At 71.7% G+C, this 25,613-nt stretch carries 23 protein-coding genes; 10 read left to right on the top strand and 13 right to left on the bottom strand.

All coding sequences use genetic code 11. From position 1 onward, the window contains the following. Positions 1-2: 2 nt before the first annotated feature. Entirely contained in the window at positions 3-3,101 is a 3,099-nt protein-coding gene (locus ACZ69Q_RS07540; protein ID WP_471037916.1) for a glycoside hydrolase family 2 TIM barrel-domain containing protein, read from the bottom strand. A 188-nt stretch (positions 3,102-3,289) separates the two neighbouring features. Here ACZ69Q_RS07540 and ACZ69Q_RS07535 point away from each other — a divergent pair, with 188 nt between their 5' ends. Continuing rightward, positions 3,290-5,674: a SpoIIE family protein phosphatase gene (locus tag ACZ69Q_RS07535; protein ID WP_471037914.1), complete on the top strand. Its 2,385-nt coding sequence runs from the start codon at positions 3,290-3,292 to the stop codon at positions 5,672-5,674. 32 nt (positions 5,675-5,706) lie between these two features. Then, positions 5,707-6,399 carry a DUF4232 domain-containing protein gene (locus tag ACZ69Q_RS07530; protein WP_471037910.1) on the top strand — a complete coding sequence of 231 codons (693 nt, stop codon included), beginning with the start codon at positions 5,707-5,709 and terminating at the stop codon, positions 6,397-6,399. A 9-nt stretch (positions 6,400-6,408) separates the two neighbouring features. Here ACZ69Q_RS07530 and ACZ69Q_RS07525 read toward each other — a convergent pair whose 3' ends face one another. After that, positions 6,409-8,766 (bottom strand): ricin-type beta-trefoil lectin domain protein, encoded by a 2,358-nt coding sequence (locus tag ACZ69Q_RS07525; protein WP_471037906.1) that lies wholly within the window; start codon positions 8,764-8,766, stop codon positions 6,409-6,411. Between the two features lie 343 nt (positions 8,767-9,109). Beyond that, the gene (locus tag ACZ69Q_RS07520) at positions 9,110-10,033 is read right to left on the bottom strand and encodes a helix-turn-helix domain-containing protein (RefSeq protein ID WP_471037902.1); all 924 of its coding nucleotides are present in this window, start codon (positions 10,031-10,033) and stop codon (positions 9,110-9,112) included. A gap of 63 nt (positions 10,034-10,096) precedes the next feature. Between ACZ69Q_RS07520 and ACZ69Q_RS07515 the strand changes: the two genes are divergently transcribed. Next, positions 10,097-10,918: a phytanoyl-CoA dioxygenase family protein gene (locus ACZ69Q_RS07515; RefSeq protein ID WP_471037899.1), complete on the top strand. Its 822-nt coding sequence runs from the start codon at positions 10,097-10,099 to the stop codon at positions 10,916-10,918. Between the two features lie 4 nt (positions 10,919-10,922). Here the strand turns inward: ACZ69Q_RS07515 and ACZ69Q_RS07510 are convergent, their stop codons facing one another. From ACZ69Q_RS07510 to ACZ69Q_RS07500, 3 genes are all read right to left on the bottom strand, one after another. Continuing rightward, a complete protein-coding gene (locus ACZ69Q_RS07510; RefSeq protein WP_471037898.1) occupies positions 10,923-11,891 on the bottom strand; it encodes an aldo/keto reductase in 969 nt (322 codons plus the stop codon). A 97-nt stretch (positions 11,892-11,988) separates the two neighbouring features. Beyond that, positions 11,989-12,537, bottom strand: coding sequence for a flavoprotein (locus ACZ69Q_RS07505; protein WP_471037896.1), 549 nt, complete (start codon positions 12,535-12,537; stop codon positions 11,989-11,991). Between the two features lie 22 nt (positions 12,538-12,559). Next, positions 12,560-13,018 carry a nuclear transport factor 2 family protein gene (locus tag ACZ69Q_RS07500; RefSeq protein WP_471037894.1) on the bottom strand — a complete coding sequence of 153 codons (459 nt, stop codon included), beginning with the start codon at positions 13,016-13,018 and terminating at the stop codon, positions 12,560-12,562. A gap of 107 nt (positions 13,019-13,125) precedes the next feature. Here ACZ69Q_RS07500 and ACZ69Q_RS07495 point away from each other — a divergent pair, with 107 nt between their 5' ends. Continuing rightward, positions 13,126-13,680, top strand: coding sequence for a TetR/AcrR family transcriptional regulator (locus ACZ69Q_RS07495; protein ID WP_471037892.1), 555 nt, complete (start codon positions 13,126-13,128; stop codon positions 13,678-13,680). 147 nt (positions 13,681-13,827) lie between these two features. Here ACZ69Q_RS07495 and ACZ69Q_RS07490 read toward each other — a convergent pair whose 3' ends face one another. Both ACZ69Q_RS07490 and ACZ69Q_RS07485 read right to left on the bottom strand, forming a co-directional pair. Next, on the bottom strand, positions 13,828-14,028 hold the full coding sequence (locus tag ACZ69Q_RS07490) for a ferredoxin (protein WP_471040129.1): 201 nt from the start codon (positions 14,026-14,028) through the stop codon (positions 13,828-13,830). A 42-nt stretch (positions 14,029-14,070) separates the two neighbouring features. Beyond that, positions 14,071-15,279: a cytochrome P450 gene (locus ACZ69Q_RS07485; protein WP_471037888.1), complete on the bottom strand. Its 1,209-nt coding sequence runs from the start codon at positions 15,277-15,279 to the stop codon at positions 14,071-14,073. A gap of 318 nt (positions 15,280-15,597) precedes the next feature. On the opposite strand from ACZ69Q_RS07485, the gene ACZ69Q_RS07480 reads away from it, so the two are divergent. Both ACZ69Q_RS07480 and ACZ69Q_RS07475 read left to right on the top strand, forming a co-directional pair. Further along, the gene (locus ACZ69Q_RS07480; RefSeq protein ID WP_471037885.1) at positions 15,598-16,221 is read left to right on the top strand and encodes a LysE family transporter; all 624 of its coding nucleotides are present in this window, start codon (positions 15,598-15,600) and stop codon (positions 16,219-16,221) included. An 81-nt stretch (positions 16,222-16,302) separates the two neighbouring features. Continuing rightward, positions 16,303-16,752, top strand: a complete 450-nt coding sequence (locus ACZ69Q_RS07475; protein WP_471037881.1) for a nitroreductase family deazaflavin-dependent oxidoreductase — start codon at positions 16,303-16,305, stop codon at positions 16,750-16,752. A gap of 64 nt (positions 16,753-16,816) precedes the next feature. Here ACZ69Q_RS07475 and ACZ69Q_RS07470 read toward each other — a convergent pair whose 3' ends face one another. Next, complete coding sequence (locus ACZ69Q_RS07470) at positions 16,817-17,788, bottom strand: cation diffusion facilitator family transporter (RefSeq protein ID WP_471037876.1); 972 nt, start codon at positions 17,786-17,788, stop codon at positions 16,817-16,819. A gap of 157 nt (positions 17,789-17,945) precedes the next feature. On the opposite strand from ACZ69Q_RS07470, the gene ACZ69Q_RS07465 reads away from it, so the two are divergent. Together ACZ69Q_RS07465 and ACZ69Q_RS07460 are read left to right on the top strand one after the other, a co-directional pair. Then, positions 17,946-18,959 carry a glutathione S-transferase family protein gene (locus ACZ69Q_RS07465; RefSeq protein WP_471037871.1) on the top strand — a complete coding sequence of 338 codons (1,014 nt, stop codon included), beginning with the start codon at positions 17,946-17,948 and terminating at the stop codon, positions 18,957-18,959. 24 nt (positions 18,960-18,983) lie between these two features. Beyond that, entirely contained in the window at positions 18,984-19,298 is a 315-nt protein-coding gene (locus ACZ69Q_RS07460; RefSeq protein ID WP_471037864.1) for a DUF4235 domain-containing protein, read from the top strand. Positions 19,299-19,611: 313 nt separating this feature from the next. Here the strand turns inward: ACZ69Q_RS07460 and ACZ69Q_RS07455 are convergent, their stop codons facing one another. The 3 genes from ACZ69Q_RS07455 to ACZ69Q_RS07445 all read right to left on the bottom strand — a co-directional run bounded on the left by ACZ69Q_RS07455 (position 19,612) and on the right by ACZ69Q_RS07445 (position 21,323). Beyond that, complete coding sequence (locus ACZ69Q_RS07455; protein ID WP_471037859.1) at positions 19,612-20,004, bottom strand: VOC family protein; 393 nt, start codon at positions 20,002-20,004, stop codon at positions 19,612-19,614. A gap of 80 nt (positions 20,005-20,084) precedes the next feature. Beyond that, entirely contained in the window at positions 20,085-20,549 is a 465-nt protein-coding gene (locus ACZ69Q_RS07450; protein WP_471037856.1) for a pyridoxamine 5'-phosphate oxidase family protein, read from the bottom strand. 15 nt (positions 20,550-20,564) lie between these two features. Next, entirely contained in the window at positions 20,565-21,323 is a 759-nt protein-coding gene (locus ACZ69Q_RS07445; RefSeq protein ID WP_471037852.1) for a TetR/AcrR family transcriptional regulator, read from the bottom strand. Positions 21,324-21,449: 126 nt separating this feature from the next. Between ACZ69Q_RS07445 and ACZ69Q_RS07440 the strand changes: the two genes are divergently transcribed. Together ACZ69Q_RS07440 and ACZ69Q_RS07435 are read left to right on the top strand one after the other, a co-directional pair. Beyond that, positions 21,450-22,958 carry an APC family permease gene (locus tag ACZ69Q_RS07440; RefSeq protein ID WP_471037849.1) on the top strand — a complete coding sequence of 503 codons (1,509 nt, stop codon included), beginning with the start codon at positions 21,450-21,452 and terminating at the stop codon, positions 22,956-22,958. 21 nt (positions 22,959-22,979) lie between these two features. Beyond that, entirely contained in the window at positions 22,980-24,614 is a 1,635-nt protein-coding gene (locus tag ACZ69Q_RS07435; RefSeq protein WP_471037845.1) for an amidohydrolase, read from the top strand. A gap of 17 nt (positions 24,615-24,631) precedes the next feature. Here the strand turns inward: ACZ69Q_RS07435 and ACZ69Q_RS07430 are convergent, their stop codons facing one another. Then, positions 24,632-25,594 carry a GlxA family transcriptional regulator gene (locus ACZ69Q_RS07430; protein WP_471037842.1) on the bottom strand — a complete coding sequence of 321 codons (963 nt, stop codon included), beginning with the start codon at positions 25,592-25,594 and terminating at the stop codon, positions 24,632-24,634. Between the last annotated feature and the right edge of the window lie 19 nt (positions 25,595-25,613).

The following is a 25,613-nucleotide window of genomic DNA, read 5'->3' as shown; positions in this document are numbered from 1 at the left end:
GGTCAGGCGGCCGGTGCCTCCAGTCTGCTGATGCGTATTGCCCCTCGAGGCTCCCCCGGGTGTGCGCTGGTCAGAGTGAGTCGCAGCCGGGAGCCGCGTACTGCCTCGAAGGTGACGACCGTCGGCGCGTCCGAGGCCGTGGCCCATTCCACGGCCGCCCCCTTCACCGGCACATACCTGCGCCCGTCCCATACCTCGGCCACGACCGAGACCGGCCGCGTGTGCGTGGCGTCCGCCGTGAAGGAGACCTCCACTCGGCCGAAGGTCCGCACCCGCCCGAAGTCCACGGAGACCCAGTCCTCGGGCCGGGCACCGCCGAAGGCGGGCAGCAGGGCCGTGGCGGCCTTGGTGAAGCCGTTGGACCAGCCGGTGGCGGGGTCGCCGTCGAGCATCGCGGTGGGGAGGGTGTCGGGCCGTCCCGAGTAACTGGCGTCCGTGTAGGGGTAGTTCAGGGGTGCGGGATGTTCAGGCTCGAACACCTCGGCCGGGGTGAGCGCGGCCGACCTCGCTGGCGTCGTCCGCACGCTCACGCTGCCCGCCCGCAGACCCTCGGCCCGTGCGGTGACCTTCAGGGTGCCGGTCTTCGTGCCGGACCGGACGATCGCGAGCGCCTTGCCGTGGAAGGCCGTACGGGTGCTCGCCTGGTAGCGCTCGGCGCTCTCCTGGCGACCGTTGTCGAGTCCGGCGAGCGAGCCACCCCGGACGTCGAAGGAGATCAGGTCCTCGGCGTCCGGCACCACGACACCGTGCGCGTCGACGACCTCCGCGGTCACGAAGAGCAGTGAACGGCCGTCGGCGGCAAGAGACTCGCGGTCGGCGGTCAGCCGCAGGGCCCTCGCCGGCCCGGCCGTGCGCAGCACATCGGTGGCGACCGCCTCGCCGTCCCGGCGGGCCACCGCCTTCAACTCCCCCGGCCGGTACGGCACCTTCCAGGTGAGGTGGAGCTTGCCCGCGCTGCCGTTGGGGCTGGTGTAGCTGCCGGGGTAGGGGCCGTCGGTGAAGGTCTTGTCGTCGCCGGTGGCCTCGGTGGTCTCCAGGTAGGCGCGGCCGTCGACGGTCTGCTTGGTGTCGAACGTGCGCGTGCCGAGGGACTTGCCGTTGAGGAACAGCTCCACGGTGTGGACGTTGGAGTACGCCCACACCTCGACCGTGTCGCCCTCCCGGTGGTTCCAGGTCATCGGCAGCAGATGGACCATGGGTTCCCCGGTCCACTGGCTCTGGAACAGGTAGTACATGTCCTTGGGGAAGCCGGCCGTGTCGACCGCGCCGAAGAAGGACGCCTTCACCGGGAACACGTCGTACGGGGTGGGCTCGCCGATGTAGTCGATGCCCGACCACAGGAACTGCCCGGCGAACCACTTCCGGTCCCGGTCCTTCTTGTGGCCGTACTCGCCGCTCATGGTCCAGGAGGCGAGGTTGTTGTCGTACGACGAGGTGGCCCGACGGCCGGGCGTGTGGTTCTCGCCGGTGTTGAGGTGCTCGGGCTCCTGGTAGGTGCCGCGCGTGGAGGTCTCGGAGGACGACTCGGACTCGAAGAGGAACAGATGCGGGTAGGCGGCGTGGAGCTGGTCCACCGACTTGGCGGTGTTGTAGTTCAGGCCGAGCCCGTCCAGCTTGGCCAGCATCAGGTCGGCCGGCGAGCCCTTGGCGGGCAGCCGGCGGTACTTGTCGGAGCCGATGACCAGCGGGCGGGTGTCGTCGGCGGCCCTGATGGCATCGATGATCCGGTCGGCCATGGCGAGTCCGGCAGTGGACGTGGAGTCGGGGATCTCGTTGCCGATCGACCACATGAGGACCGCGGGCGAGTTGCGGGCGGCCAGCACCATCTCGGTGGCGTCCCGCTCGGCCCACTCGTCGAAGAAGCGGCCGTAGTCGTAGCGCGTCTTGCCGGTCCGCCAGCAGTCGAACGCCTCCACCAGCATCACGATGCCGAGTTCCTCGCAGACCTGGATCGTCTCCGGCGAGGGCGGGTTGTGGGAGGTGCGGAAGCCGTTGACGCCCATCGACTTCATGATGGTCATCTGCCGCCGGATCGCGTCGACGCTGACGGCGGCGCCCAGCGCGCCGAGGTCGTGGTGCAGGTCGACGCCCTTGATCTTGTGGTGGACGCCGTTGAGGTGGAAGCCCTCGTCCGGGTCGAAGCGGAAGGTGCGGAAGCCGAAGGTGGTGCGGTGGGTGTCGGCCGTCCTGCCTGCGACGCGCAACTCGGTGTTCAGGGTGTAGCGGTGGTGCGGGGTGGCGAGGTCCCACACCTTCGGATCGGGGACGGCGAGTTCATGGGTTTCGGTGGCCCTGTCGGTGACGGCGACCGTGGAGGACGTACGGGCGACGGTACGGCCCCGGGGGTCGACGATCCGTGAGACGACCTCGACGTCGGTGCCGACGCCGGAGGCGTTCACCACGGATGTCCGCACCCGGACGACGCCGCGGTCCTCGGTGAACTCCGGCGTCGTGACGTACGTCCCCCAGCGCTCCACGTGCACCGGCTCGGTGACGACGAGGCGGGCCTCGCGGTAGATGCCGCTGCCCGAATACCAGCGGCTGCTGGGCAGACGGTTCTGCACCTTGACCGCGAGGACGTTCTCGGTGCTGCCGTCGGTGTGCAGGTGATCGGTGAGGTCGAGGGCGAAGCCGGTGTAGCCGTAGGGGTGGCGGCCGGCCTCGGCGCCGTTGCAGAAGACGTAGGCGTCCATGTAGACGCCGTCGAACTCCACCGATATCCGTTTACCGGCGAGGGAGGCCGGCAGGGTGAAGGCGACGCGGTACCAGCCGAGGCCGCCGGGGAAGAAGCCGGTGCCGCTGGTGGTGCCGTGCTCGGTGGTCGGGGCGAGCTCGACGCTCCAGTCGTGCGGCACGGCCACCTCCCGCCAGCCCGAGTCGTCGTAGCCGGGGTCGGCGGCGCCGGCGAAGGCGCCGGTCGGGTCGGTGATGCCGCCCGGGTTCACCAGGGCGAAGCGCCAGCCGTCACGCAGGGGAACGGTGTGCCGTCCCGACCCGGCGCCGGCGGCCTGCGCGGCCCGCGCCGTCGGGGTGCCCGTCAGCGCTCCGGCCGCCGGGGCGGCCGTGGAGGCGAGCAGTAACGATCTTCGAGAGACTGTCATGGCGGCTCTCCCTCATCAGGGCCCAGAAGCACTCAGAACTGATCGTGAACAAACAGATTCTGACGCTGCGGCACGCGGAGCAGTCAAGAGTGCAGACACGAGTTCGCTCCGTGAATGGCGCCGAAGCACTAGGCTGGAGCCCGAGTGAGCACGCTTGATCACCGTGTGTGCGCGTTGGAGTGGCGACCATGAGCCCGGATTATCCGTTCGACGAGGCCGCGACGGCCCGGGCGGTCATCGACGACAGCGGCGTACTCGTCGAGTGGAACGCCGGCGCGGAACGGCTGCTGGGCCATCCGGCGGACGAGGTCGTGGGCCGCCCGGCCGCGAGTCTGCTGGCCGACGAGGTCGATCGCGGGACCCTCACCCCGGACGGCGACCGTTGGGACGGCGTCCTCACCCTGCGCCATCGCGACGGCGGCACGGTGGCCGTGTGGCTGCTCGCCCATCGCGTACGCCCCCATGCGGACGGCCCCGAACACTGGCTCGTGGTCACGCCGATCGAGGGCGACGACCCGCGTCCGCCCGGCGATCCGCTGGAGGACGTCGGCCTGCTGGCGTCCCCCTGCGCCATCGCGATCTACGACGAGCGGCTCCGGCTGCGCAGGATCAACCCCGTCATGGCCGAGATCCTCAGCCTCTCCGAGGAGAACGTGCGCGGGCTGCGGGCACCCGAACTGACCGGCCGCCGGCAGAGCCTCGACATCGAGCGGCAGCTCCTTCGCGTGCTCACCACGGGCCGGGGCACCGACGTACGGACGTACATCCCCGTCGGCGGCGACAGAACCCATGCCTGGCTGGCCCGGATGGCGCCGATCACCGACGCCAAGGGGCGGGTGCGCGGCGTTTCCGTCGCCGCGCACGACTTCACCGATCAGTATCTGGCGCAGGAGCGGCTCCAGTTGGTCAACGAGGCCAGCGTGCGCATCGGCACCACCCTCGACGTCACCCGCACCGCGCAGGAGCTGGCGGACGTCTGCGTCCCCGCCCTGGCCGACTTCGTCAGCGTCGATCTGCTGGACCCGCCGGAGCACGGCGGCGAGGCACCCACCGGCCGCCCGTCCGCACCGATCGCCCTGCGCCGGGCCGCACACAGCTCCGTCAATCCGGGCAGCCCCGAGGCGGTGGTCAAGCCGGGCCACCTGGATGTGTATCCCACCCCGTCGCCCCAGGCCGACGCGCTGCTGGCAGGCCACACCATCGTGGCCTCGATGTCGACCGGCGACCTCCAGGAGTGGCTCTCCTGGGACCCGGCACGCTCCGAGCGGATCGGCGAGTACGGCATCCACACGACCATGTCCGTCCCGATCCAGGCCCGTGGCACCACGCTCGGCGTCGCCGTGCTCACCCGGTTCAAGAACCGCCACCCGTTCACGCCCGACGACGCGCTGCTGGCCGAGGAGGTCACGGCCCGCGCGGCGGTCTGCATCGACAACGCCCGCCGCTACTCGCGCGAACGCGAGACCGCCCTCGCGCTCCAGCGCAGTCTGCTCCCCCGGTCCCTGCCGCGCACCGCCGCCCTCGAAGTGGCCTCCCGCTACCTCCCGGCGGCGCGCTCCGGGGTGGGCGGCGACTGGTTCGACGTGATCCCGCTGTCCGGGATGCGGGTGGCGATGGTCGTCGGGGACGTCGTCGGGCACGGCGTCCAGGCGTCGGCCACCATGGGACGGCTGCGAACGGCCGTGCGCACCCTGGCCGACATCGACCTCGCACCCGACGAACTGCTCACCCACCTCGACGACCTGGTGGTGCGGCTGTCCGAGGAGGCGGGCGCCGAGGCCGGGCCCGGCGAGGTCGGCGCCACCTGTCTGTACGCGGTGTACGACCCGGTCTCCCGGCGCTGCACGCTGGCCCGGGCCGGGCACCCCTCGCCGGTGACGGTCGCGCCGGGCGGCGAGCCGCGGGAGATCGAGCTGCCGGCCGGGCCGCCGCTGGGCCTGGGCGGGCTGCCCTTCGAGTCCGCCGAGATCGAACTGCGCGAGGGAACCGTGCTCGCCCTCTACACCGACGGCCTGGTCGAGACCCGGGAGCGCGATGTCGACGCCAGCCACGCGCTTCTGTGCGACGCGCTGTCGTCCCCGTCCGACTCGCTGGACGAGACCTGCGACCGTGTCCTGCACGCCCTGCTCCCGCCCGGCGGCGTCGCGGACGACGTGGCCCTGCTGCTGGCCCGCACCCAGGGCCTGCCCGCCTCCCGGGTCGCGACCTGGCACATCCCGGCGGACCCGGCGCTCGTCGCGCCCATCCGCAAGCAGGTCGTCGAGCAACTGGAGGTCTGGAGCCTGAGCATGGCGTCGTTCACCGCCGAGCTGGTGGTGAGCGAGCTGGTCACGAACGCCATCCGCTACGGCGCCCAGCCCATCCGGCTCCGGCTGATCCACGACGCGGCGACGCTGATCTGCGAGGTGTCCGACACCAGCCACACGGCGCCGCACCTGCGCCGCGCCAAGACCTTCGACGAGGGCGGCCGCGGGCTGCTGCTGGTCGCCCAGCTCACGCAGCGGTGGGGCAGCCGGCACACGGCGGACGGCAAGACCATCTGGGCGGAGATCGGGCTGCTCGACGAGGAGTGAATAGCCGGCGTCAAAACGGGGAGTCGTGATTCATGGGACGTGCACGGGTATTCCCCTCGTTACACCGAGCAACTCCCCTCGTCAGCGCCGTCGCGCTGCTCGGCCTCCTGCTCACGGCGTGCGACAGCGGCGGTGACTCCACGGGCGCCGTACGGAGTCCGTCCGGCAGCGAGAGCACCACGACCACACCGGTCACGACCGGCACCGCGAGCCCGACGACCGGGCCGCCGTCCAGCGAGCCACCGGGGACGACCGGGCCGCCGTCCGTCGACACCTCCGGCCCCGCGACCCGGCCGGGCGGCTCCGGCACGCGCTGCCACACCTCCCAGCTTCGCGCGTCGATCGGCCGCCCCAGTCCCGGCGCCGGACAGCGCAACTTCCCGATCGTGCTGACCAACACCGGCGACCGCACCTGCACGGTGCGCGGGTACCCCGGTGCCGCCTTCGTGGACGCCGCCGGCAAGCAGCTCGGCCCGGATCCGAAGCGCTCCCCCGACACGTCCACGACCGTCACGCTGAAGCCGGGGCGCAGTGCTTGGGCGGGGCTGACCTTCGCCAGCCCCGAGATCAGCGGGGCCCGTACGGCACTGCCGCAGGCGCTGCTCGTGACGCCGCCCGACGAGCGGGACCCGCTGAAGGTGGCGTGGACGGCCGGTGAGGTGCCCGTGGCCGGTAACGAGTCGTCGGTGTTCCTGACGGTGGTCCAGCCGGGCACCGGGGGCTGATCCGTCCGCTCAGTGGCGGCCGCCGCCGTGGCCGTAGCCTCCTCCGTAACCGCCGCCGTAGCCGCCGCCCCCGGACCAGCCGTCGTCGCCGTCCCACGAGCAGGAGTACGGGTTGTAGTAGCAGGAGTCGTCGGACGGGGACGCGGCGACGGAGGCCGGCTGCGAGGTCGAGGGCGTCGCGGAGGGGGTCGGCGTGGCCGTGGGCGTCCTCGACGCCTCGGGGGTGGGAGTCGGGGCCGGCGTGGCCGTCTTCGGCGTCTCGGCCGCCGAGTCCCAGTTGACGACCTCGAGTTGGAGTTCCGTCTGCGACGTGTCGATGGCCCAGTGCTGGGCGTCGCCCTCGTCCTCGCGGGTCTTGAGGACCAGGGCGCCGGAGCCGTCGGTGGCGGCGGGGCTGAGGGCCAGGTCCTGGTCGAAGCGCGGCACCAGCGTGCCCTGGAGGCTGAAGTCGTAGCGGATGTTGTCGGCCTCGGACTCGGCGGTGCCCGTGCACCGGGCGAGCCGCACCGAGTAGCCGAGCTGGGAGTCGAGGCAGAGGCCCGGGTCGGCGCCGCTGCGGATCAGTCCGTCGGTCTCGTACGCCCACTGCTGGCCCGGCGACGAGGAGCACTTGGCGAGTTCGGTCTCGGCACCCGCCACGGCCTTCCCGCCGACGATGCCGACGCACAGCCCCGAACCGATGTTGTGCAGCCGGCCCCGCAGATCGCCCTTCGCGGCCTCGGCGGCGCCTGCCCAGGAGGGGTTCCTGGTGGCGTTGCCCGCGTCGGTGTCGGGAGCCTCGGAGGGGCGGTCGCCGGCCGCCGGCGAGGAATCGTCGCCGGATCCGGCGACGGACCAGATGACCAGCGGCAGGACCACGAGGGCACTGACGGTCGCGACGGCGGCGGTGAGATTACGGCGCCGGGTGGCCCGGCGGGCCGCCTTCAGAGCAGCTCGGCCGGAACAGGCGCGGGCGGTGCCGGTGGCCGTCTCTGTGGGCGTGCCGGTTTCGGGTCGGCGAGGGGCCCGGCGTGACCTTCGGGGGCCGGGCTGCGTGGGCGAGGCTATGTGGTCGGCGGGGGCGGAAGGCTGGTTCGACTCGGCGGAGAAGGGCCGGGTCGCGGGGGCGGTGAGGGACTGCCTCGCAGGGGCGGCGAAGGGCTGGTTCGCGGGGGCCGACGTCTCTCCCACAGGAGCGAACGCCTCAGCGGCGGCGAAGGACTCCGCCGAGGGACCGAAGGACTCCCCTGCCTTGCCGAACGGCTCGGGCGCATGGCCGAAGGACTCCCCCGCGCGGCCAAAGGACTCGGGTGCCTGGCCGAAGGACTCCCCCGCGCGGCCGAAGGACTCGGGTGCCTGGCCGAAGGACTCGCCCGCGTGGCCGAAGGTCTCAGCCGCGGGAGCGGCCCCCTCCCCCGTGGGGGCGGGCGCGTGGCGCGGCCGGGTGGGGGCGGGGGCGTCGGAGAAGAAGGACTCGCCCGCGATCATCGTCCTCGCAGCCGCTGACGGCGTCGGGGCGGGCGGCGCCATCGACTCGGCCTCGGCCGTCCCGTCGGCCAGGCCGGCTCTCGACACGAGGTAGTCTCTCGCGCCCCAGCCGAGCACCGCCTCGGCCAGTGCGACGCCGAGTCCATGGTTGAAGAAGGCGAGCTGGCAGGCGGTGTCGCTGCAGTGCTCGCAGCGGTTCAGGTGCTCGCGCAGATCGGGGTCGACGTCGATGCCGCCCCGCCGGTAGGTCACGTCCAGCATCCGCAGGTACTGGCGGCACTCCTGCTCGGGGGCGAGCTCGCGGTGGACCTGGAGGCACTCCTCGCGCAAACGGTTGCAGGCCCGGTCGAGTTCGAGGCGGGCGGACTCCTCGTCGAGGCCGAGGAGTCCGGCCGGCACGGACAGCGGTTCGGCCTCGACCTCGGTGTGCCACAGCAGACAGCGGGCCGATTGGGGAAGCCGCTGGAAGGCGCCGGACAGCAGCCTGCGGTCGGCCGGCGGCAGCAGTCGGGCGGCGACGCGCTCCGCGCCCTCCGCCTCGGACCGCAGCGCCGGGTGGAGCAGCTCCCGTCTGCGGTCGTTGTCCCACTCCGCCGCGATTCGGCGCACGGTCACGAGAAGTTGGGGGCGCCACGCGGCCGTCGGGCCGGTCTGCCGCAGGGTCTCGCCGAACAGCCGGGTGAACGCCGCGGTGGTGAGCATGCCCGCCGACCGGGCGTCCGCCGTGCACAGCCGGGCGTAGGCAAAGCCCGCTTCCCAGTGCCGGTCGAGAAGTTCACCGACCGGGTGCAGCGCCGGTGACACCCCTGTCCACTTCTTGAGTTCGGCGCTCAGTTGAGCGTCCGTGACTTCAAAGATGCGGGCGTCGTTCGGGGAATTCGACAGGCCTGCGTCATGCACGGCGGCATTCCTCCGGAGGGCATGCGGCATTGAAGGTCCATACCAATGAGTATGCTCCGGCACAGCTCTTGTGAAGTGTGGTGCGTAAGGGAGCGAGGCACACCTTTGCACAGGTCAGGGGCAGAGAACAAGCGACTCCGTCTTTTGTGCATTGCTTGCGCACCGATCACTGTTTGACGAGTGGTCAATAACGCGCCTCGATCATTCGAAATAGCGACGGGGACAATTGGAAACGGTATTCACTCATCGCGACCCGAGCCCCGGCACAAACCATTGAACAGCCACTGCGTGACTTTCATGCCTGGTCATGCGGGCGCACTCGCCTTCACCAGGCCTTCACAAGTCAGATGCCAACCATTGGACCACCCGACCGGTACGCGCCCGGCGGCCTGCCGTACCGCTCCCGGAACGCCCGGTTGAAGTGATAGGGACTGGCGAACCCCGAAGCGGCCGCCACACGGTCCACGGACAGGCCGGTGCTCTCCAGCAGCCGGGCGGCGTGACGCAGTCGTGCCGCGCGCAAAGCGCGCATCGGCGACTGGCCGAGCTGCCCGGTGAAGAGGTGGGCGAATCGCGAGGGCGAGAGCGCGACGTGTTCCGCGAGCGAGCGGACGGTGTGCGGGGCGGCCGGGTCGGCGTCGATGAGCGCCTGCGCACGACCCACCCGGGGGTCGACTCCGGGGTGGACCGGTGCCGTCCGCGCGGTGCCTGCGGTGAGCAGGACGGCCTCCTCCAGCGAGCACAGGGCGAGTTCGCGGGCAGCGGCGCCATGGGCCACGGCGACCGGCTCTTCCCCCGCCGCCGGTACGGGCGGCGCATCCGTGCCGGTCCAGCGGGCGTCCGCGAGCATCCGCCGGAACGCCGCCTCGACACGGCCGTGCACCGCGTCCGGCGTCGGCGTGACGACGTACAGCCCCTGGCCGGCGTCGTACGGGCGCAGCCACGACCGCCAGGTGGGACGGGCCTGGCAGTGTGCCCACCAGAACTCCCAGTGGGGCGCGCCCGGTTCGACCCCGTAGCCGTGCGGCACACCTGGCGCGAGCACGACCAGGTCTCCCGCCCCGGCCCGCGCCTCGGCGCTGCCGTGCCGCAGTCGGCCCCGGCCGCCGGTGGTCCAGGTGAACAGCCAGGTGTCCGCGCCGCGCGGCCGCTCGACCCGGTACCCGGGCAGTTGGTCGAAGTGCCCGACCACGACCAGGCCGGGCGGCGGGGCGGGAGCGCCGGGCTCGGCAGCAGTCTCGGGCAATCCGTCAGCGCTCACGGTCATCCTCCTGGAACGTGCCTCGGCCTAGCGTGACAGGCACAGGACACCCGAGTCAGGAGTGGACGCATGACAGCCACGGACATCGGCGCCGACGGCGCTCCCATCCTGCCCGAGGGCGGGCTCCGCCAGTTCGGGGAGGAGGGTTTCACCGTCGTACGCGGGCTGTTCGAGTACGACGAGATCGACCGGCTGTGCGAGCGGTTCGCGGCGCTGCACGCGGCCGGGCCGGTGGCCGGGCACTTCGAGCCGCGGCCGGAGCAGGGCGATCCGCTGCGGGTGTATCCGCGGGTGATGCAGCCGCACGAGATCGACGAACTGTCGCTGCGGGTACTGCTCGACGCCCGGCTGCGCGGCGTGCTGGAGGTGCTGCTCGGGGAGGAGGTGCTGGCCGCGCAGAGCATGTTCTACTTCAAGCCGCCGGGAGCCCGGGGACAGGCGCTGCACCAGGACAACTTCTATCTGCGGGTCGAGCCGGGCACGTGCGTGGCGGCGTGGATCGCCTGCGATGTGATCGACCGGGACAACGGCGGTCTGGAGGTCGTCCCCGGCACGCATGCGATGGACCTGTTCTGCCCGGAGCTCGCGGACGTCGAGGTGTCCTTCGCGCGGGAGTACGTCGCACCGCCTCCCGGCCTTGAGGCGGTGCCCGTCGACATGCGGTCGGGAGACGTGCTGTTCTTCAACGGCAGTCTGGTGCACGGGTCGCAGCCCAACCGTACGCAGGACCGCTTCCGCCGGTCGTTCATCGGTCACTACGTGGGGCGTTCGGCCGAGCGGATCGGGGCGTACTACCGGACGGTCTCGATGAGCGGCGACCCTGTGCCGTTGGCCGAGAGCGAGGGGGCGGGCCCGTGCGGCAGCGAATTCGCGCCGCGGGGGCCTCACTAGTGCTTCAGTGACCGATGACCGGATGGGGAGCGTAGGACCGCTCCAGTTCCTCCAACTCCTTCTCGCTCAGCTCCAGTTCGACGGCCGCCGCCGCGTCCTCGATGTGCTGCGGCCGGCCGGCGCCGATGATCGGGGCGGTCACCGTGTCCTGGTGCAGCAGCCAGGCGAGAGCGACCTGGGCGCGCGGCACACCGCGTTCGTTCGCGACGCGGGTGACGGACTCGACGACGACCCGGTCGCTGTCGACGTACAGGCGGCTGCCGAAGTTGTCATTGGCGCTGCGGTCGGTGACCGTGCCCCAGTCCCGGGTGAGCCTGCCGCGGGCCAGCGGGCTCCACGGCAGGATGCCCACGCCCTGGTCCGAGCACAGCGGCAGCATCTCGCGCTCTTCCTCGCGGTAGAGGAGGTTGTAGTAGTTCTGCATCGAGACGAACTTGGTCCAGCCGTGCCGCTCGGCGGTGTACTGCATCTTGGAGAACTGCCAGGCGTACATCGAACTCGCCCCGATGTAGCGCACCTTGCCCGCCTTCACCAGGTCGTGCAGCGCCTCCATCGTCTCCTCGACCGGGGTGTGCGGGTCGAAGCGGTGGATCTGGTACAGGTCGACGTAGTCGGTGCCGAGGCGGGCGAGGCTGTGGTCGATCTCCGTCATGATCGCCTTGCGTGAGAGCCCGGCACCGTTGGGGCCCGGCCGCATACGGCCGTTGACCTTCGTCGCGAGCACGATCTCGTCCCGGCTCGCGAAGTCCCGCAGCGCCTTGCCCACGATCTCCTCGCTGGTGCCGTCGGAGTAGACATTGGCGGTGTCGAAGAAGTTGATCCCGGCGTCCAGCGCCTGGCGGATCAGCGGCCGCGACGCCTCCTCGTCGAGGGTCCACTCGTGCGTGCCGCGGTCGGGGAGCCCGTAGGTCATGCAACCCAGACAGATCCGCGACACGTCCAGGCCCGTCGAACCGAGCTTCACGTACTGCATCGTTGCTGCTCCTGCCTTCGGGGTGGGGTACCAGGGGAGCGTACGTCGTCGTGCGCGCTCCAGACCGGTTCCCTGCCCCGGGCCCCACCGGTTCTCGTCAACCGGCGGCTGCCCGCCCGCGCTCCACCAGGTCGAGCGCCCGCTCCCAGCCGAACTCCGGCCGTCTGCCGTCCTTCCCCGCCTCGCCGGTGTACGGGTCCCCGAAGAGCACGCCCATCCCGCGCAGCCGTATCAGGCTGTCGCCGTAGGCGGGGTGGGCGGCGAGCGCGTCGGCGACACAGGGCAGGACGGCGATCGGGACGCCGAGACCGTACGCCTCGCACAGGGTGCCGAGCGCGAGGGTGTCGGAGATGCCGGCGGCCCACTTGTTGATCGTGTTGAAGGTGGCCGGGGCGACGACGACGGCGTCCGGCGGCGGGAAGGGACGCGGATCGGCGGGGGTGCGCCACGCCGAGCGGATCGGGCGGCCGGTCAGGGCCTGAACGGCGGCGGTGTCGAAGAAGCCGTTCATGGCGACCGGCGTCGCGATGACCCCGACCTCCCAGTCCCGCTCCTGCGCGGCGCTGATCAGTTTGCTGACGTCCACGGCGATCCCGGCGGCGCAGACGACGACGTAGAGGAAGGGTTTCCGGGCCTGTTCGGTCACCCGGGAACCCTACTCAACAGCCCTAGCGCACGGGGAAGGTCAGCCCGCGCTCGTTCTCCGGCCGCGGGCCGAGGATGCGGCGCTCCTTCTCCTCGATCGGCACGTCGTTGATGCTCGCCTCGCGGCGGGTCATCAGGCCGTGCTCGTCGAACTCCCACAGCTCGTTGCCGTACGACCGCCACCACTGGCCGTCGGCATCCCGGCACTCGTACTGGAAGCGCACCGCGATGCGGTTGCCGTCGAAGGCCCACAGGTCCTTGCGCAGCGCGTACTCCTGCTCGCGCGCCCACTTCGCGGTGAGGAGCTCGACGATCTCGGCTCGGCCGGTGACGAAGGTGTCGCGGTTGCGCCACACCGAGTCCGGTGAGTAGGCGAGCGACACCTTGTGCGGGTCGCGGGTGTTCCAGGCGTCCTCGGCGGCCTGCACCTTCCGCACGGCGCTCTCGTGGGTGAAGGGGGGCAGGGGCGGGCGGTCGGTCATGTCTTCCTCCGGGCCGTATCGACGGTGAGCGAACGGGAGAACGTGCGTTCTCCGGTTGGCTGCTACCGTAGGAGAACGCACGTTCTCGCGTCAAGGAGAGGTCGTACATGGACAGCGCAACCGCCCGGGATCAGGCACTGGACGCAGCGGAGAGGCTGTTCTACGGGCGTGGCATCCAGTCCGTCGGCATGGACGACATCCGGGGCGCGTCCGGGGTCTCGCTCAAGCGGCTCTATCAGCTCTTCCCGGCGAAGGAGCAGTTGGTCGAGGCGTATCTGGAGCGGCGCGACGTGCGCTGGCGCGGTGGGCTCGCCGCCTACGCGGAGCGGCAGCCGGACCCCGAGCGGCGGATCCTCGCGGTCTTCGACTGGCTGGAGGAGTGGTTCGCCGAGGAGGACTTCCGCGGGTGCGCCTGGATCAACTCCTACGGCGAGCTCGGCGCCCGCTCGGAACGGGTGGCGGACCAGGTCCGGGCGCACAAGCGGGCGTTCCGCGACTACCTCGCCGCGCTGGTGGCCGGCGCCGGACTGCCCGACGCACTTACCGGGCCCCTCTATCTGCTGGCCGAGGGCGCGATGGTCACAGCGGGGATAACGGGCGGCACGCGACCGGCGGCCGAGGCGCGGGAGGCGGCACGGTCACTGGTGGCCGCGGCTCGCTGACCGGGCGGGTGCTCCGGTCGGCCGACTCAGCGGGCAGGCCCTGCCGGCGGTCGGCGGAACAGGGGAGGCCGGGCGAGCTCTCGCCGATGGGCGGGCCCAGGTGCGGGCCCGCCCACGGACGCCGGCGTCAGGCGCGGTTGATCGCCGTCAACTCCCCTCTTCGGACACGGTGATGGCGCTGACCGGGCAGGCCCGGGCGGCCTCCCGCACCATCGGGTCGCCGCCGCCGTCCTCCCGGCCGGGAAGCAGGGCGCTGAAGCCGTCGTCGTCCTGGGTGAACACGGACGGGGCGGCCAGGGCGCACTGACCGGCGCCGACGCAGACGTCGTGATCGATGTCGATGTGGATATGGCCTGATTCGTGCTTTTCGTTGTGCATGACCGGAGCCTCTTACCAGGTCACGGGGAGTTCCAGCATCCCCTGGATCGTGTCGCCGGGTTTGAAGGGGATTTCCTCCCCGGGGACGGCAAGCCGCAGGGTCGGCAGGCGCTCGAAGAGGGTGCGCAGGGCGATCTCCATCTCTGCGCGGGCCAGGTTCTGGCCGAGGCACTGGTGGACGCCGAACCCGAAGGCGACGTGGTGGCGGGTGGGGCGGTGCCAGTCCAGGGCGTCGGGGTCGGAGTAGACGGCCTCGTCGCGGTTGATGACCGAGGTGGAGAAGACGACGCCGTCGCCCGCCCGGATCGTCTCGTCGCCCGCCTCGATGTCCTCGACGGCGACGCGCAGCAGCCCGTCGGCGATCGACAGCATCCGCATGAGTTCCTCGACCGCCGCGGGCAGCAACCCGGCATCGGCGCGCAACTCGGCCAGCGCTTCGGGGTGTTGGAGCAGGGTGAAGGTGCCCAGTGAGATCATGTTGGCCGTCGTCTCGTGGCCGGCGACCAGCAGAATGGTCGCGAGGGCGACGAGCTCCTCGCGGTCCAGCTCGCCGTCGCGCAACTGCTGGTGGACGAGTTCGTCGAGGACGCCGTCACCGGGCTCGGACTCTTTCTGCTTGCGGTCGATCAGCTCGATGAAATACGCCTCCAGCCGGTCGCGGGCGTCCATCGTGTCGGCGGCCTCGGGACCGCGCAGCAGGCGTCGTGACTGCCCCTCGAAGAACTCGTGGTCGCCGTAGGGCACGCCCAGCAGGGCGCAGATGACCATCGAGGGCACCGGCAGCGCGAAGGCGGTCACCAGATCGGCGGGCGGCCCTTGGGCGATCATCGCGTCGAGCCGTTCGTCCACGATCCGCTGGATCTGCGGGCGCAGCTCGGCGGCGCGCCGCAGCGTGAAGCTGGGAACCATCATCCGCCGCTGGACCCGGTGTTCGGGATCGTCGACGCCCAGCAGGGCGGACTTACGGTCGCGCACCGCCGCGAACCGTTCCGTGGGCGCGGGGAAGCCGGATCGCGTGCGGTCGGAGGACAGCCGCGGGTCGGCGAGCAGGGTGCGGGCGAGGGCGTGTCCGGTGACCAGCCAGGCCGGGCGGCCGTCGTAGAGGGTGATGCGGGCCAGGGGGCGCGTGTCGCGCAAGGGGTCGTAGGCCGTGGGCGGGTGGTAGGGGCAGGTGCGGTTCTGGGGGAAGGCGACGGTGTGGGGTTCCGTCATGTCCGTCATGGAAGACCTCGCAGCCGAAGAGTGCGTCGTGCCGATCTTCATTAGATGCCTGGGGCATCTACCTGGCGACGCAAAGTTCGGCCAGATCGGGATCGCGGGCAATCTGGCCGGGGATCGTCGCTCAGAGCTTCGGTCCCGCGGCCGTCGGACCCGTGCCGCGTGGCCTGCCCGCGAAATTCGCTTGTTCGGGGGCCGCCGCCACCCCCAGAATCCGGCCATGCCTACGATCCTCGCCTTCCTGCCGCTGACCGCCGCCGCTCGTCCGGTGCGGTCCCAGCAGCAGCCCGGCCGGCCGTGGAGGCCCTCGCTTCCCACGTCGTGACCGCCGCGCTCGTCGCGGGGCTGATCGCGGGCTACGGCATCGCCGTCCCGGTCGGCGCGGTCGCGACCTATCTCGTCTCCCTCACCGCCCGTACGTCCCTGCGGACCGGGGTCTGCGCCGCACTCGGCGTCGCGACCGCCGACGGGCTCTACGCGCTCGTGGCCACCCTCGGAGGCTCGGCGCCGGCCGGTGCACTGCGTCCGGTGCTGGTGCCGCTGCGCTGGGCCTCCGCCCTGGTGCTGGCGGTCCTCGCGATACGGGGCGCGGTCACCGCCGTACGTCACTACCGCGGCCGCCGGCTCGCCACCCGCTCCACTCCTCCTCCCCCGAGCCCGGCGCGCGCCTATCTGGCGCTGCTCGGCATCACCCTGCTCAACCCGACCACCGTGATCTACTTCGCGGCCCTGGTCCTCGGCACTCGCACGACGGATGGCGTCTCTGCCCTGGAACAGGGCGTGTTCGTCCTGGCCGCCTTCGCCGCGTCGGCGAGCTGGCAGCTCCTGCTCGCCGGCGGCGGGGCGCTGCTGGGACGGCTGCTGACGGGGCGTCGGGGGCGTTTGGTGACGGCGCTGGTGTCGAGCGGCGTGATCCTGCTGCTCGCTGTGAGAATGCCGCTGTAGGACCGGCAGGATGAATCACGCACCGGCCGGTGTTGAAGAACGGTGTCAGTCAGCACAGGACACGACGATGGGACCGATGTCATGCCTCTTGAGGGCGAGTACGAGCCCAGCCCGACCGATTGGGTCCGCAAGCAGGTCGAGTTGTACGAGAGCTCCGGCGGCACGCAGGGCACGACCCTCATGAACACGGGGATGCCCGTGATCCTGCTCTCCACCCGGGGCGCCAAGAGCGGCAAGATCCGCAAGACGCCCCTGATGCGCGTCGAGCACGACGGCCGCTACGCCGCCGTGGCCTCGCTGGGCGGGGCGCCCAAGCACCCGGTCTGGTACCACAACGTCAAGGCCGATCCCCACGTCGAGCTCAGGGACGGCACGGAGCTGTGGGACATGAAGGCCCGCGAGGTCACCGGCGCGGAGAAGGCCGAGTGGTGGGAGCGGGCCGTCGCGGCGTACCCGCCCTACGCGGAGTACCAGGAGAAGACGGACCGGGTGATCCCGCTGTTCGTGCTGGAACCCTTCGACGAGGACTGATCCGGGCTCCCTAGATTTTTTTCCACCGGGAGGCATGAACCCGCATTCGTCGGGCACACGTGCGTCAGGCCCCGCCGCGCTCCCCCGTCGCGGCGGGGCTTCCGTATGCCTCCCGGGCGGAGCGTTCGGTGATGTCGAGGAAGATCTGGTCCGCCTCGGCCACCGCCTCGCCGATGGAGCGCTTGATGCGGACGGCGACCTCCTCGACCTGTTCGCTGTCGAGCCCGGGCACCAGATCGACGCGGGCCGCCACCAGAGCCGTGTCCAGGCCCGTCTTCATGGTGAACAGCGCCTCCACGCTGTCGATCTCCGGCTGCGCCGCCAGCAGCGCGCGGATCTTGGCGTCGGCCTCGGGGTCGGCGGCCTCCCCGATGAGCTGGTCGCGGGCGTCGCGGCCCAGCCGGAAGGCGACGTACACGAGCAGCGCGCCGATCGCGAGCGAGGCGGACGCCTCCCACACCACCTGCCCCGTGATCATGTGCAGCGCCATGCCCGCGAAGGCGAGCGTCACGCCGAGCACCGCCGTGGCGTCCTCGGCGACGACCGTGCGCAGGGCCGGGTCACGCAGGCCGCTCGCGAGGCCGCCCTGCCGGCGCACCTGGTGCAGCGCCCGCAGCAGCGACAGCCCCTCGGCGACGAACGCGACCCCCAGCACGATCATGCCCACCACATAGCCGTCGAACTGCTCCTCGCCTCCGCCGCGCAGCGCCTCGAAGCCCTGGAAGAATGAGAAGCAGCCGCCCATCACGAAGATGCCGACGGCCGCGAGCAGCGACCAGAAGAAGCGCTCCTTGCCGTAGCCGAAGGGATGGCGGGCGTCGGCGGGGCGGCGGCTGCGGCGCAGCGCGGCCAGCAGGAAGACCTCGTTCAGGCTGTCCGCCACGGAGTGCGCCGCCTCCGACAGCAGGGCCGGCGAGTGGGCGAAGATCCCGCCGACGGCCTTCGCGACGGCGATGACGAGGTTGGCGGTGAGCGCCACCAGCACGGTGACCCGCGTCCGGCGGTCCGTCTTCGGTGCCTCGGTCGTGCTGCTCATCCCACACCGAATCCCCAGATCGATCGGCTTCACGCAGTGCCGTCGGCGGGAAACGGGGGACTCGGTGGGACCAGGGAGTTCGGGGTACTGCGGTACAGCGGCGTCCGTGAAAGGCGTACGCCGGACGGTCAGGCATACGGCAGAGAGGAGCGCCGGCATGAGCGGCCGGGGCAACACCGCGTACGGGAGGAAGCCGTTCCAGCGGTCCAGGGCCCACTTCACGGACCGGATCACGGCGGACGGGCGGGACGGCTGGCCCGTGGAGGCGGGCCGCTACCGTCTGGTGGTCAGCCGTGCCTGTCCGTGGGCGAGCCGATCCCTGGTGTCGCGGCGGCTGCTCGGTCTGGAGGACGCCCTGTCGCTGGCGATCGCCGATCCGATCCAGGACGACCGGAGCTGGCGCTTCACGCTGGACCCCGGGGAGCGCGACCCGGTGCTCGGCATCCGCTTCCTCAGCGAGGCGTACGACCGGCGGGAGACCGGCTATCCCGGGGGCGTCAGCGTCCCCGCGATCGTGGACGTGTCCAGCGGCCGGCTCGTCACCAACGACTACCAGCGGATCACCCTCGACCTCGCCACCGAGTGGACGGCGTTGCATCGCGAGGGTGCGCCCGACCTGTACCCGAAGCCGCTGCGGGACGAGATCGACGCCGTGATGGCCGACGTCTACGCGGACGTCAACAACGGTGTGTACCGGGCGGGCTTCGCCACCGGTCAGGCACAGTACGAGGACGCCTACGCTCGGCTCTTCCAGCGGCTGGAGCTGCTGGCGGAGAAGCTGGCCGGGCAGCGCTATCTGGTCGGCGACACCATCACCGAGGCGGACATCCGGCTGTTCACCACGCTGGTGCGCTTCGACGCCGTTTATCACGGCCACTTCAAGTGCAACCGCTGGAAGTTGACGGAGAACCCGGTCCTGTGGGCGTACGTCCGCGACCTCTACCAGACGCCGGGATTCGGTGACACCGTCGACTTCGACCACATCAAACGGCACTACTACCAGGTGCACAGCGGCATCAACCCGACCGGAATCGTGCCTCTCGGGCCGGAACTGACGGGCTGGCTGACGCCGCACCACCGCGAGGAGCTGGGCGGCAGGCCGTTCGGCGACGGGACTCCGCCCGGGCCGGTGCCCGAGGCCGAGCGGGTCCCGGCGGGCGGGCGGCCCTGATCGACGAAGGAGGCGCAGGCGCGCATGGCGAAGAAGAACAACAAGCAGAAGAAGCTGAAACTCCCCCTGGCCTACAAACCCCTGGGATTCGCCCTGGGGTGGGCGAGCGGGGCGCTGGCGGGCGTCGCCTTCCGCAAGACCTGGATGGCGATCCGGCACGAGGAGGACGCCCCCGACGCGCTGGACCGGGAGCGCGGCTGGGGCGAGATCCTGCTCGCGGCCGCGGTCCAGGGGGCCCTGTTCGCGGTGGCCCGGAGCCTGGCGGACCGCACGGGCGCGAAGGCGATCGAACGCTCGACGGGCGTGTGGCCGGTCGCCGACCAAGGCGGCCGCGACTGAGAAACCGCCCGCCTGGGGCTTCGGGCGGGCGGCACTCCGGTCGACTCTGCCGGGGGCGGGGCGGGCCGGGCCGGTCCGGGGCCATCCGGGGCCGGTCCTCACCAGACCAGGCGGCGGGGCGGCCTAAAGGCCTGGCCTGCGAGGGCGCGGGCGATCTCTGGGTGCCAACTCTGCCGGGGCGCGGGAGACCGGGGCCGCCGAGCCCACCTTGGCGACGCGCGGGCGACCGGACTCATGGTCCGGTCGCCCTCGTGGTCCGGTCGCCCTCGTGGTGCCCGCCTCTCTGCGCCGCTGCGCCCGCCGCCCCGAAGACTCAACCCTGCTTCGGTGCCGTCGCGGACAGCCGGCGGAGCGTGAAGGAGTGGCCGGACGGGTCGGAATAGCCGCGTTCCTCGTACGGGCCCGCCGGCTCCTTCGTTTCCACGGGGCGGCCGCCCAGGCCGACGATCCGGCGCTCGGCCTCGTCCAGGTCCTCCACCAGGAAGTCCAGATGGGCCTGGAAGGAGTTCTCCGGGCGTGGCCAGCTCGGCGGGGTCGCGTTCATGTCGCGGCGGAACGCGAGCCGGGTGCCGTCGGCGCCCCTGATCTCTACGCGGTTGGCGGTCGCGTCCGTCTGCTCGCCTTCCAGGAGTTCCGTGTAAAAGACGGCGAGCTTCTCGGGCTCGGCGCAGTCGAGCACCACGAAGCCCGCTTTCACCACTGGCATGGTTCCTCCGCAGGGGTCCTGGGCGCGGGACGGTCCTGCCCCGCCGCCCTGTCCCCCACGGGTGTCCAGGTCAGGCCGTTTCAGTCCGCCACCAGCCACTTCCCGTCCCGCATCAGCTCCCGCCCGTCCAGCTCATCGGCCTCGCGCCAAGCCTGCACCCGGGTCGGCAGGACGCGGAAGTACAGGTAGGGCGTGCTGAGCCGGCGTGGATCGAAGCCGGTCTTCGCCGCGAAGCGGTCGCCCTCCTCCTCGGACAGCTCGGCCTGCGTGATCGTCTCGACCGTGCCCTCGATCATGACGACGTCGCGGGTCGGGCCGATACCCAGGCGCGTTCTGCCGGTCGTCCTGAGGTTCCGTCCCGTGGGACTGGTGGCGGGCGTCGCCAGCAGCAGGGTCGAGCCGTCCCAGAGGAAGGAGAGAGGCACGAGGAACGGCACTCCCCCGCCCGCGTCGGCGGTGGCGACCCACACGTCCTCGTCGTGCTCCAGACGGTGCAGGGTGTCCTGCTTGCGCTGCTCGGCGGGGCGTGCGGACGACCGGGTCATCGGCGAACTCTCTCCTCACGGAACGGTTTTGACGGACGGCTCCAGTGTGTCCGTCGGGTCTGCGGACCGGGAACGGATTTCCGTCAGCCGGCCCGCCGCGGCGCAGAGCAGCAGGTCCAGGGCCGCCGGATAGGAGCTGCGCGCCATGTCCGCCACGAGATGCCGGGCCGTGGCCGCGATGTGCGGGTGGGTGTCGGCGGGCAGCCGCGCGTACGTCGCCCGCCAGACCGCCGCCTCCGCGTCCTGCGCGGCCTTCGGCATCGCCGCGCTCGCCGAGTCGAGGGCGCCGTGGGCGAGGGCCTGGTCGACGAAGACGTGGTAGATCCGCACCGCGTCGACGTCGGGGAAGCCGGCGCGGCGCAGCACTCCGAGGATGGTCTCGACGGCCTGGATCTCGTACACCCGCCCGGTCACCCGGTAGGAGCTGAGCACCGCCGCGCGGGGGTGTGCCAGGGCACCCGCGTGCATGCGCAGGCCCAGGTCCCGCAGGTCGGCACGCCAGTCCCCGGTGGGCCGCCAGGTACGCAGCGTACGGCCGATGAGTTCGTCGGCGATGGCGAGCATCAGGTCGTCGGTGGTCCGGAAGTACCGGTACAGCGAGCTGGGGTCGGCGCCCAGGGCCCGGCCGAGGCGGCGCACCGACAGGGCGTCGGCACCGTGCTCCTCGATGAGGCGCAGGGCCGTCTCGACGATCAGGCCCTCGGACAGGACCACGCCCTGCTTGGTGGGGCGCCTGCGCTGCCGGGCGCCGGGCGGGACGACGCGTTCGCTCATGGACTGCCTCCCTCGGACCGGTGCCCCGCACCTTACGACAACACCGTTGACCTGTTAAGCCCCCGTTCAGTTTCATGTCCGCTCATCGGGGCCGACCGGGCCCCCGATGCGAGCGGAGATCCGGCCATGTCCGATCAGCAGCCCTCCAGCGTCGTCGACCCTCCAGCGCGGCCCGAGCTGCGCAAGTCCCTCGGTGTCCTGGACGGCATCGCCATCGCCGCGTCCAGTACGGCCGCGACCACCAGCATCGGTATCGGCCTCGGGGTCACCGCGGGCGTCGTCGGCCTGCACCTGCCGGCGATCATGCTGCTGGCGTTCCTGCCGGTCCTCGGCATCGCGGGCGCCTACTCCCGGCTCAACAAGGTCGAGCCCAACGCGGGCAACGGCTATGTGTGGGTGGGCCGTTCGCTCACCCCGTGGCTGGGCTTCATGGTCGGCTGGGTGAACATCGTGGCCGTGGTGGCGTTCCTCGCGTACACCACCGCGGTCACCGGCTCGGCCCTGCTCCAGTTGGCGGGCGACGCCGGGGTGCACCGGGTGGCCGGCCTCGCGCTGGATCCCGGTTCGACCGCGCAGACGACGTCGGTCGGCATAGTGGTCCTGGTGGCGGTGACGCTGACCGCCGTGACCGGCATCCGCACCGCCGCACGGCTCCAGGCCGGACTGCTGGTCTTCGAGTACATCGTCCTGCTGGGCTTTTGCGGCTACGGCATCGTCACCGGCCCGCACGACTTCAGCCTGAGCTGGTTCGACCCGTTCGCGATCCCGTCGGCGACCGCACTCGCGCAGGGACTGCTGCTGTCGGTGTTCTGCTACTGGGGTTTCGAGTCCGCGTTCAGCGTCAACGAGGAGGTGCGCGAGCCCCGCGACGCGTCCCGGGCCGGCGTCATCACCCTGTTCACCATGCTCGGGCTGTTCCTGCTCGGCTCGGTCGCCTTCCAACGTGTGCTGTCCGAGAAGGAGTTGGTCGGCCACGGGCCCGAGGGCCTCGCCTTCTTCGGCGAGCGGCTGGCCTCCCAGCCGTGGGCGGCGCTCCCGCTGATAGCGCTGATGTTCTCGGCCGTCGCCTCGCTCCAGGCCGGGGTGATCCCGACGGCCCGGGCGATGTTCGCGATGAGCCGGGACCGTACGCTCGGGCCGGTGTGGTCCAAGGTCAGCCCCCGGTACGGGACTCCGGCGGCCGGCACGGTGCTGATCGGCACGCTGGCGGCCGCCGTCGCGGCGCTGGCACTGGTCATCCCGCGGCTCGCCGACATGATCATGGCGACGGTGAGCGCCGTGGGCATCGTGGTCGCCCTGTCGTACGCGCTGACCGCCCTTGCGGCCGCGGTCCGGTTCCGGGCCCTGCTGCGCGAGGACTGGTGGCAGGGGGTGCGCGCGGTGGTCCTGCCCGCGCTGAGCGCGTTCGCGCTGCTCGGTCTCGGCGGCTATCTGGGCTGGTCGTTCTACACCTCCGCCGACCACTTCGAGGTCAGCGCCGACAACGGGTGGTTCCTGCTCATCACCCCCGTGGCGATGATCACGTCCGGCTTCGTGGCCGCCGCGTGGGCCAGGTGGGCGCGCAGGTCGCCGTACTTCCGCACCGGCAAGGGCACCGACGCCGACGCGCCCCAGCTTCTCGCCACCTCCCGATAACCCCCGACCAGGAAAAGGAACATGTACGCAGATCTCCTCTTCACCGGCGGCCCAGTCCTCACCCCCGAGGGCCGCACCGCGACCGCCGTGGCCGTCACCGGCGACCGCGTCACGGCCGTAGGACGGGAGGAGGTGCACGATCTCGCCGGACCGCGGACCGAGGTGGTGGACCTCGCCGGTCGGCTGCTGCTGCCCGGGTTCCAGGACGCGCACGTGCATCCGGTGCCGGCCGGGCTGGAACTCGCCCAGTGCGATCTGACGGGCACCAGGACGGCGGACGAGACCCTCGCGGCGGTGCGCGCCTACGCCGACGCGCACCCCGAGCGGGAGTGGATCAGCGGCGGCGGCTGGTCGATGGAGGCGTTCGAGGGCGGTACGCCGACGAAGGAACTGCTGGACGCGGTGGTGCCGGACCGGCCGGTGTATCTGCCCAACCGTGACCATCACGGCGCCTGGGTCAACAGCCGCGCCCTCGCGCTCGCCGGGATCACGCGCGACACTCCCGACCCGGCCGACGGGCGGATCGACCGGGACGCCTCGGGGGAGCCGAGCGGGACCCTCCAGGAGGGTGCGATGCAGCTCGTGGGGCGGCTGACCCCGCCCGCCACACAGGCCGATCGGGTGGCGGCCCTGCTGCACGCCCAGCGGCATCTGCACGCGCTCGGCATCACCGCCTGGCAGGACGCTCTGGTCGGGGACTTCCTCGGCATGGACGACCCGGCACAGGCGTATCTCGAGGCGGCGCGGGACGGCTCGCTCACCGCGCGCGTCGTCGGCGCGCTGTGGTGGGACCGCGAGCGCGGCTTTGAGCAGATTCCCGAACTGGTCGAGCGGCGCGAGGCGTTGAGTCACGGCCGGTTCAGGGCGACCAGCGTCAAGCTGATGCTGGACGGCGTCGCCGAGACCGGCACCGCCGCGCTGGTGGACCCCTATCTCGACAAGTGCGGCTGCGCCACCGCCAACCGGGGCACCAGCTTCATCGACCCGGAGCAACTGCCCGAGTACGTGACCGAGTTGGACTCGCTCGGTTTCCAGTGCCACTTCCATGCCCTGGGCGACCGGGCCGTGCGCGACGCGCTGGACGCGATCGAAGCCGCGCGCGGCGCCAACGGGCCCAGCGACACGCGGCCTCACCTGGCCCATCTCCAGGTCGTGCAGCCCGTCGACGTGCCGCGTTTCGCCCGGCTCGGGGCGATCGCGAACATCCAGCCGCTGTGGGCCGCGCACGAGCCGCAGATGGACGAGCTGACGATTCCCTTCCTGGGTCCCGAACGGGCCGCGTGGCAGTACCCGTTCGGCGCCCTGCTGCGCTCCGGCGCTCGGCTCGCGGCGGGCAGCGACTGGCCGGTGAGCAGCCCCGATCCGCTGCACGGCATCCATGTGGCGGTCAACCGGGTGACGCCGGACGGCGACGGCACGCCGGTGTTCCTGCCCGGCGAGCGGATCGGACTCGCCGAGGCGCTCGCCGCGTACACGGCGGGCTCGGCGTATGCGAACCACCTCGACGACACGGGCGAGGTGCGCGTCGGAGCGCTGGCCGATCTCGTGGTCCTGGACCGCGACCCGTTCGACGGACCGACGGAGGCGATCGCCGAGACACGGGTCGCGCGGACTTACGTCGGAGGCGCGCAAGTGTACGCAGCTCAGGAGGCCTGAGCCCGCGTACCGCTCGGCTATCCGACTCCGGCCGCCTGGAACGTGCGGCGGTACGCCTGCGGTGACACCCCGATCGCGGCGTGCAGGTGCTGGCGCAGCGAGGCGCCGGTGGCGAAGCCGACCTCGATGGCGATCCGGTCGACCGGCAGGTCGCTGGACTCCAGCAGATGGCGGGCCCGGCCGACGCGTTGCTGGATCAGCCAGCGGCCGGGGCTGAGGCCGACCTCGTCGTTGAAGCGGCGGGCGAAGGTGCGCAGGCTCATCCGGGCGTGGGCGGCGAGGTCGGTCAGGGTGAGCGGCTCGTCGAGGCGTTCCAGGGCCCAGGCGCGGGTGGCGGCGGTGCTCGCGGCCCCGCTCTCCGGGACGGGCTGCTCGATGTACTGGGCCTGCCCGCCGTCCCGGAAGGGGGGCACGACGCAGCGCCGGGCGACCGCGTTGGCCAGCTCGCTGCCGTGGTCGGTGCGCACGATGTGCAGGCACACGTCGACACCGGAGGCGGCGCCGGCCGAGGTGAGGACGCGGCCGTCGTGGACGAACAGGACGTCCGGATCGAGGTCGACCTGCGGATAGCGGCGCCGGAACAGGTCGGTCACATGCCAGTGCGTGGTCGCGCGCCGGCCGTCCAGCAGGCCCGCCGCCGCGAGGACGAAGGCGGCCGTGCAGATCGACACGATGCGCGCGTCCGGGCGGATCCGCGCGAGGGCGGCCACGACCTCGGGCGGCAGCTCCGTGGGGATGTACGCGACGCCGACCGAGACGACCACCACGGTGTCGGCGGTGGCGAGGATCTCCGGCCCGTGCTCGACACCGATCGTGAAGTCGGCGTTGCTGCGCACCGGCCGGCCGTCGACGCTGCACGTCAGCACCTCGTACCGGCCGTCGGCGGCGCCGAAGATCCGGCTGGGGATGCCCAGCTCGAAGGGATAGACGCCGTCCAGGGCCAGCACCACGACCCGTTCCACCTGTCGCTCACCATCCATGGCACGATCCTATCGAAGG

The organism is Streptomyces sp. NPDC036764 (assembly GCF_055609385.1).
Note: the sequence above shows the minus strand (reverse complement) of the source record. Positions and strands in the feature narration are given on the sequence as shown.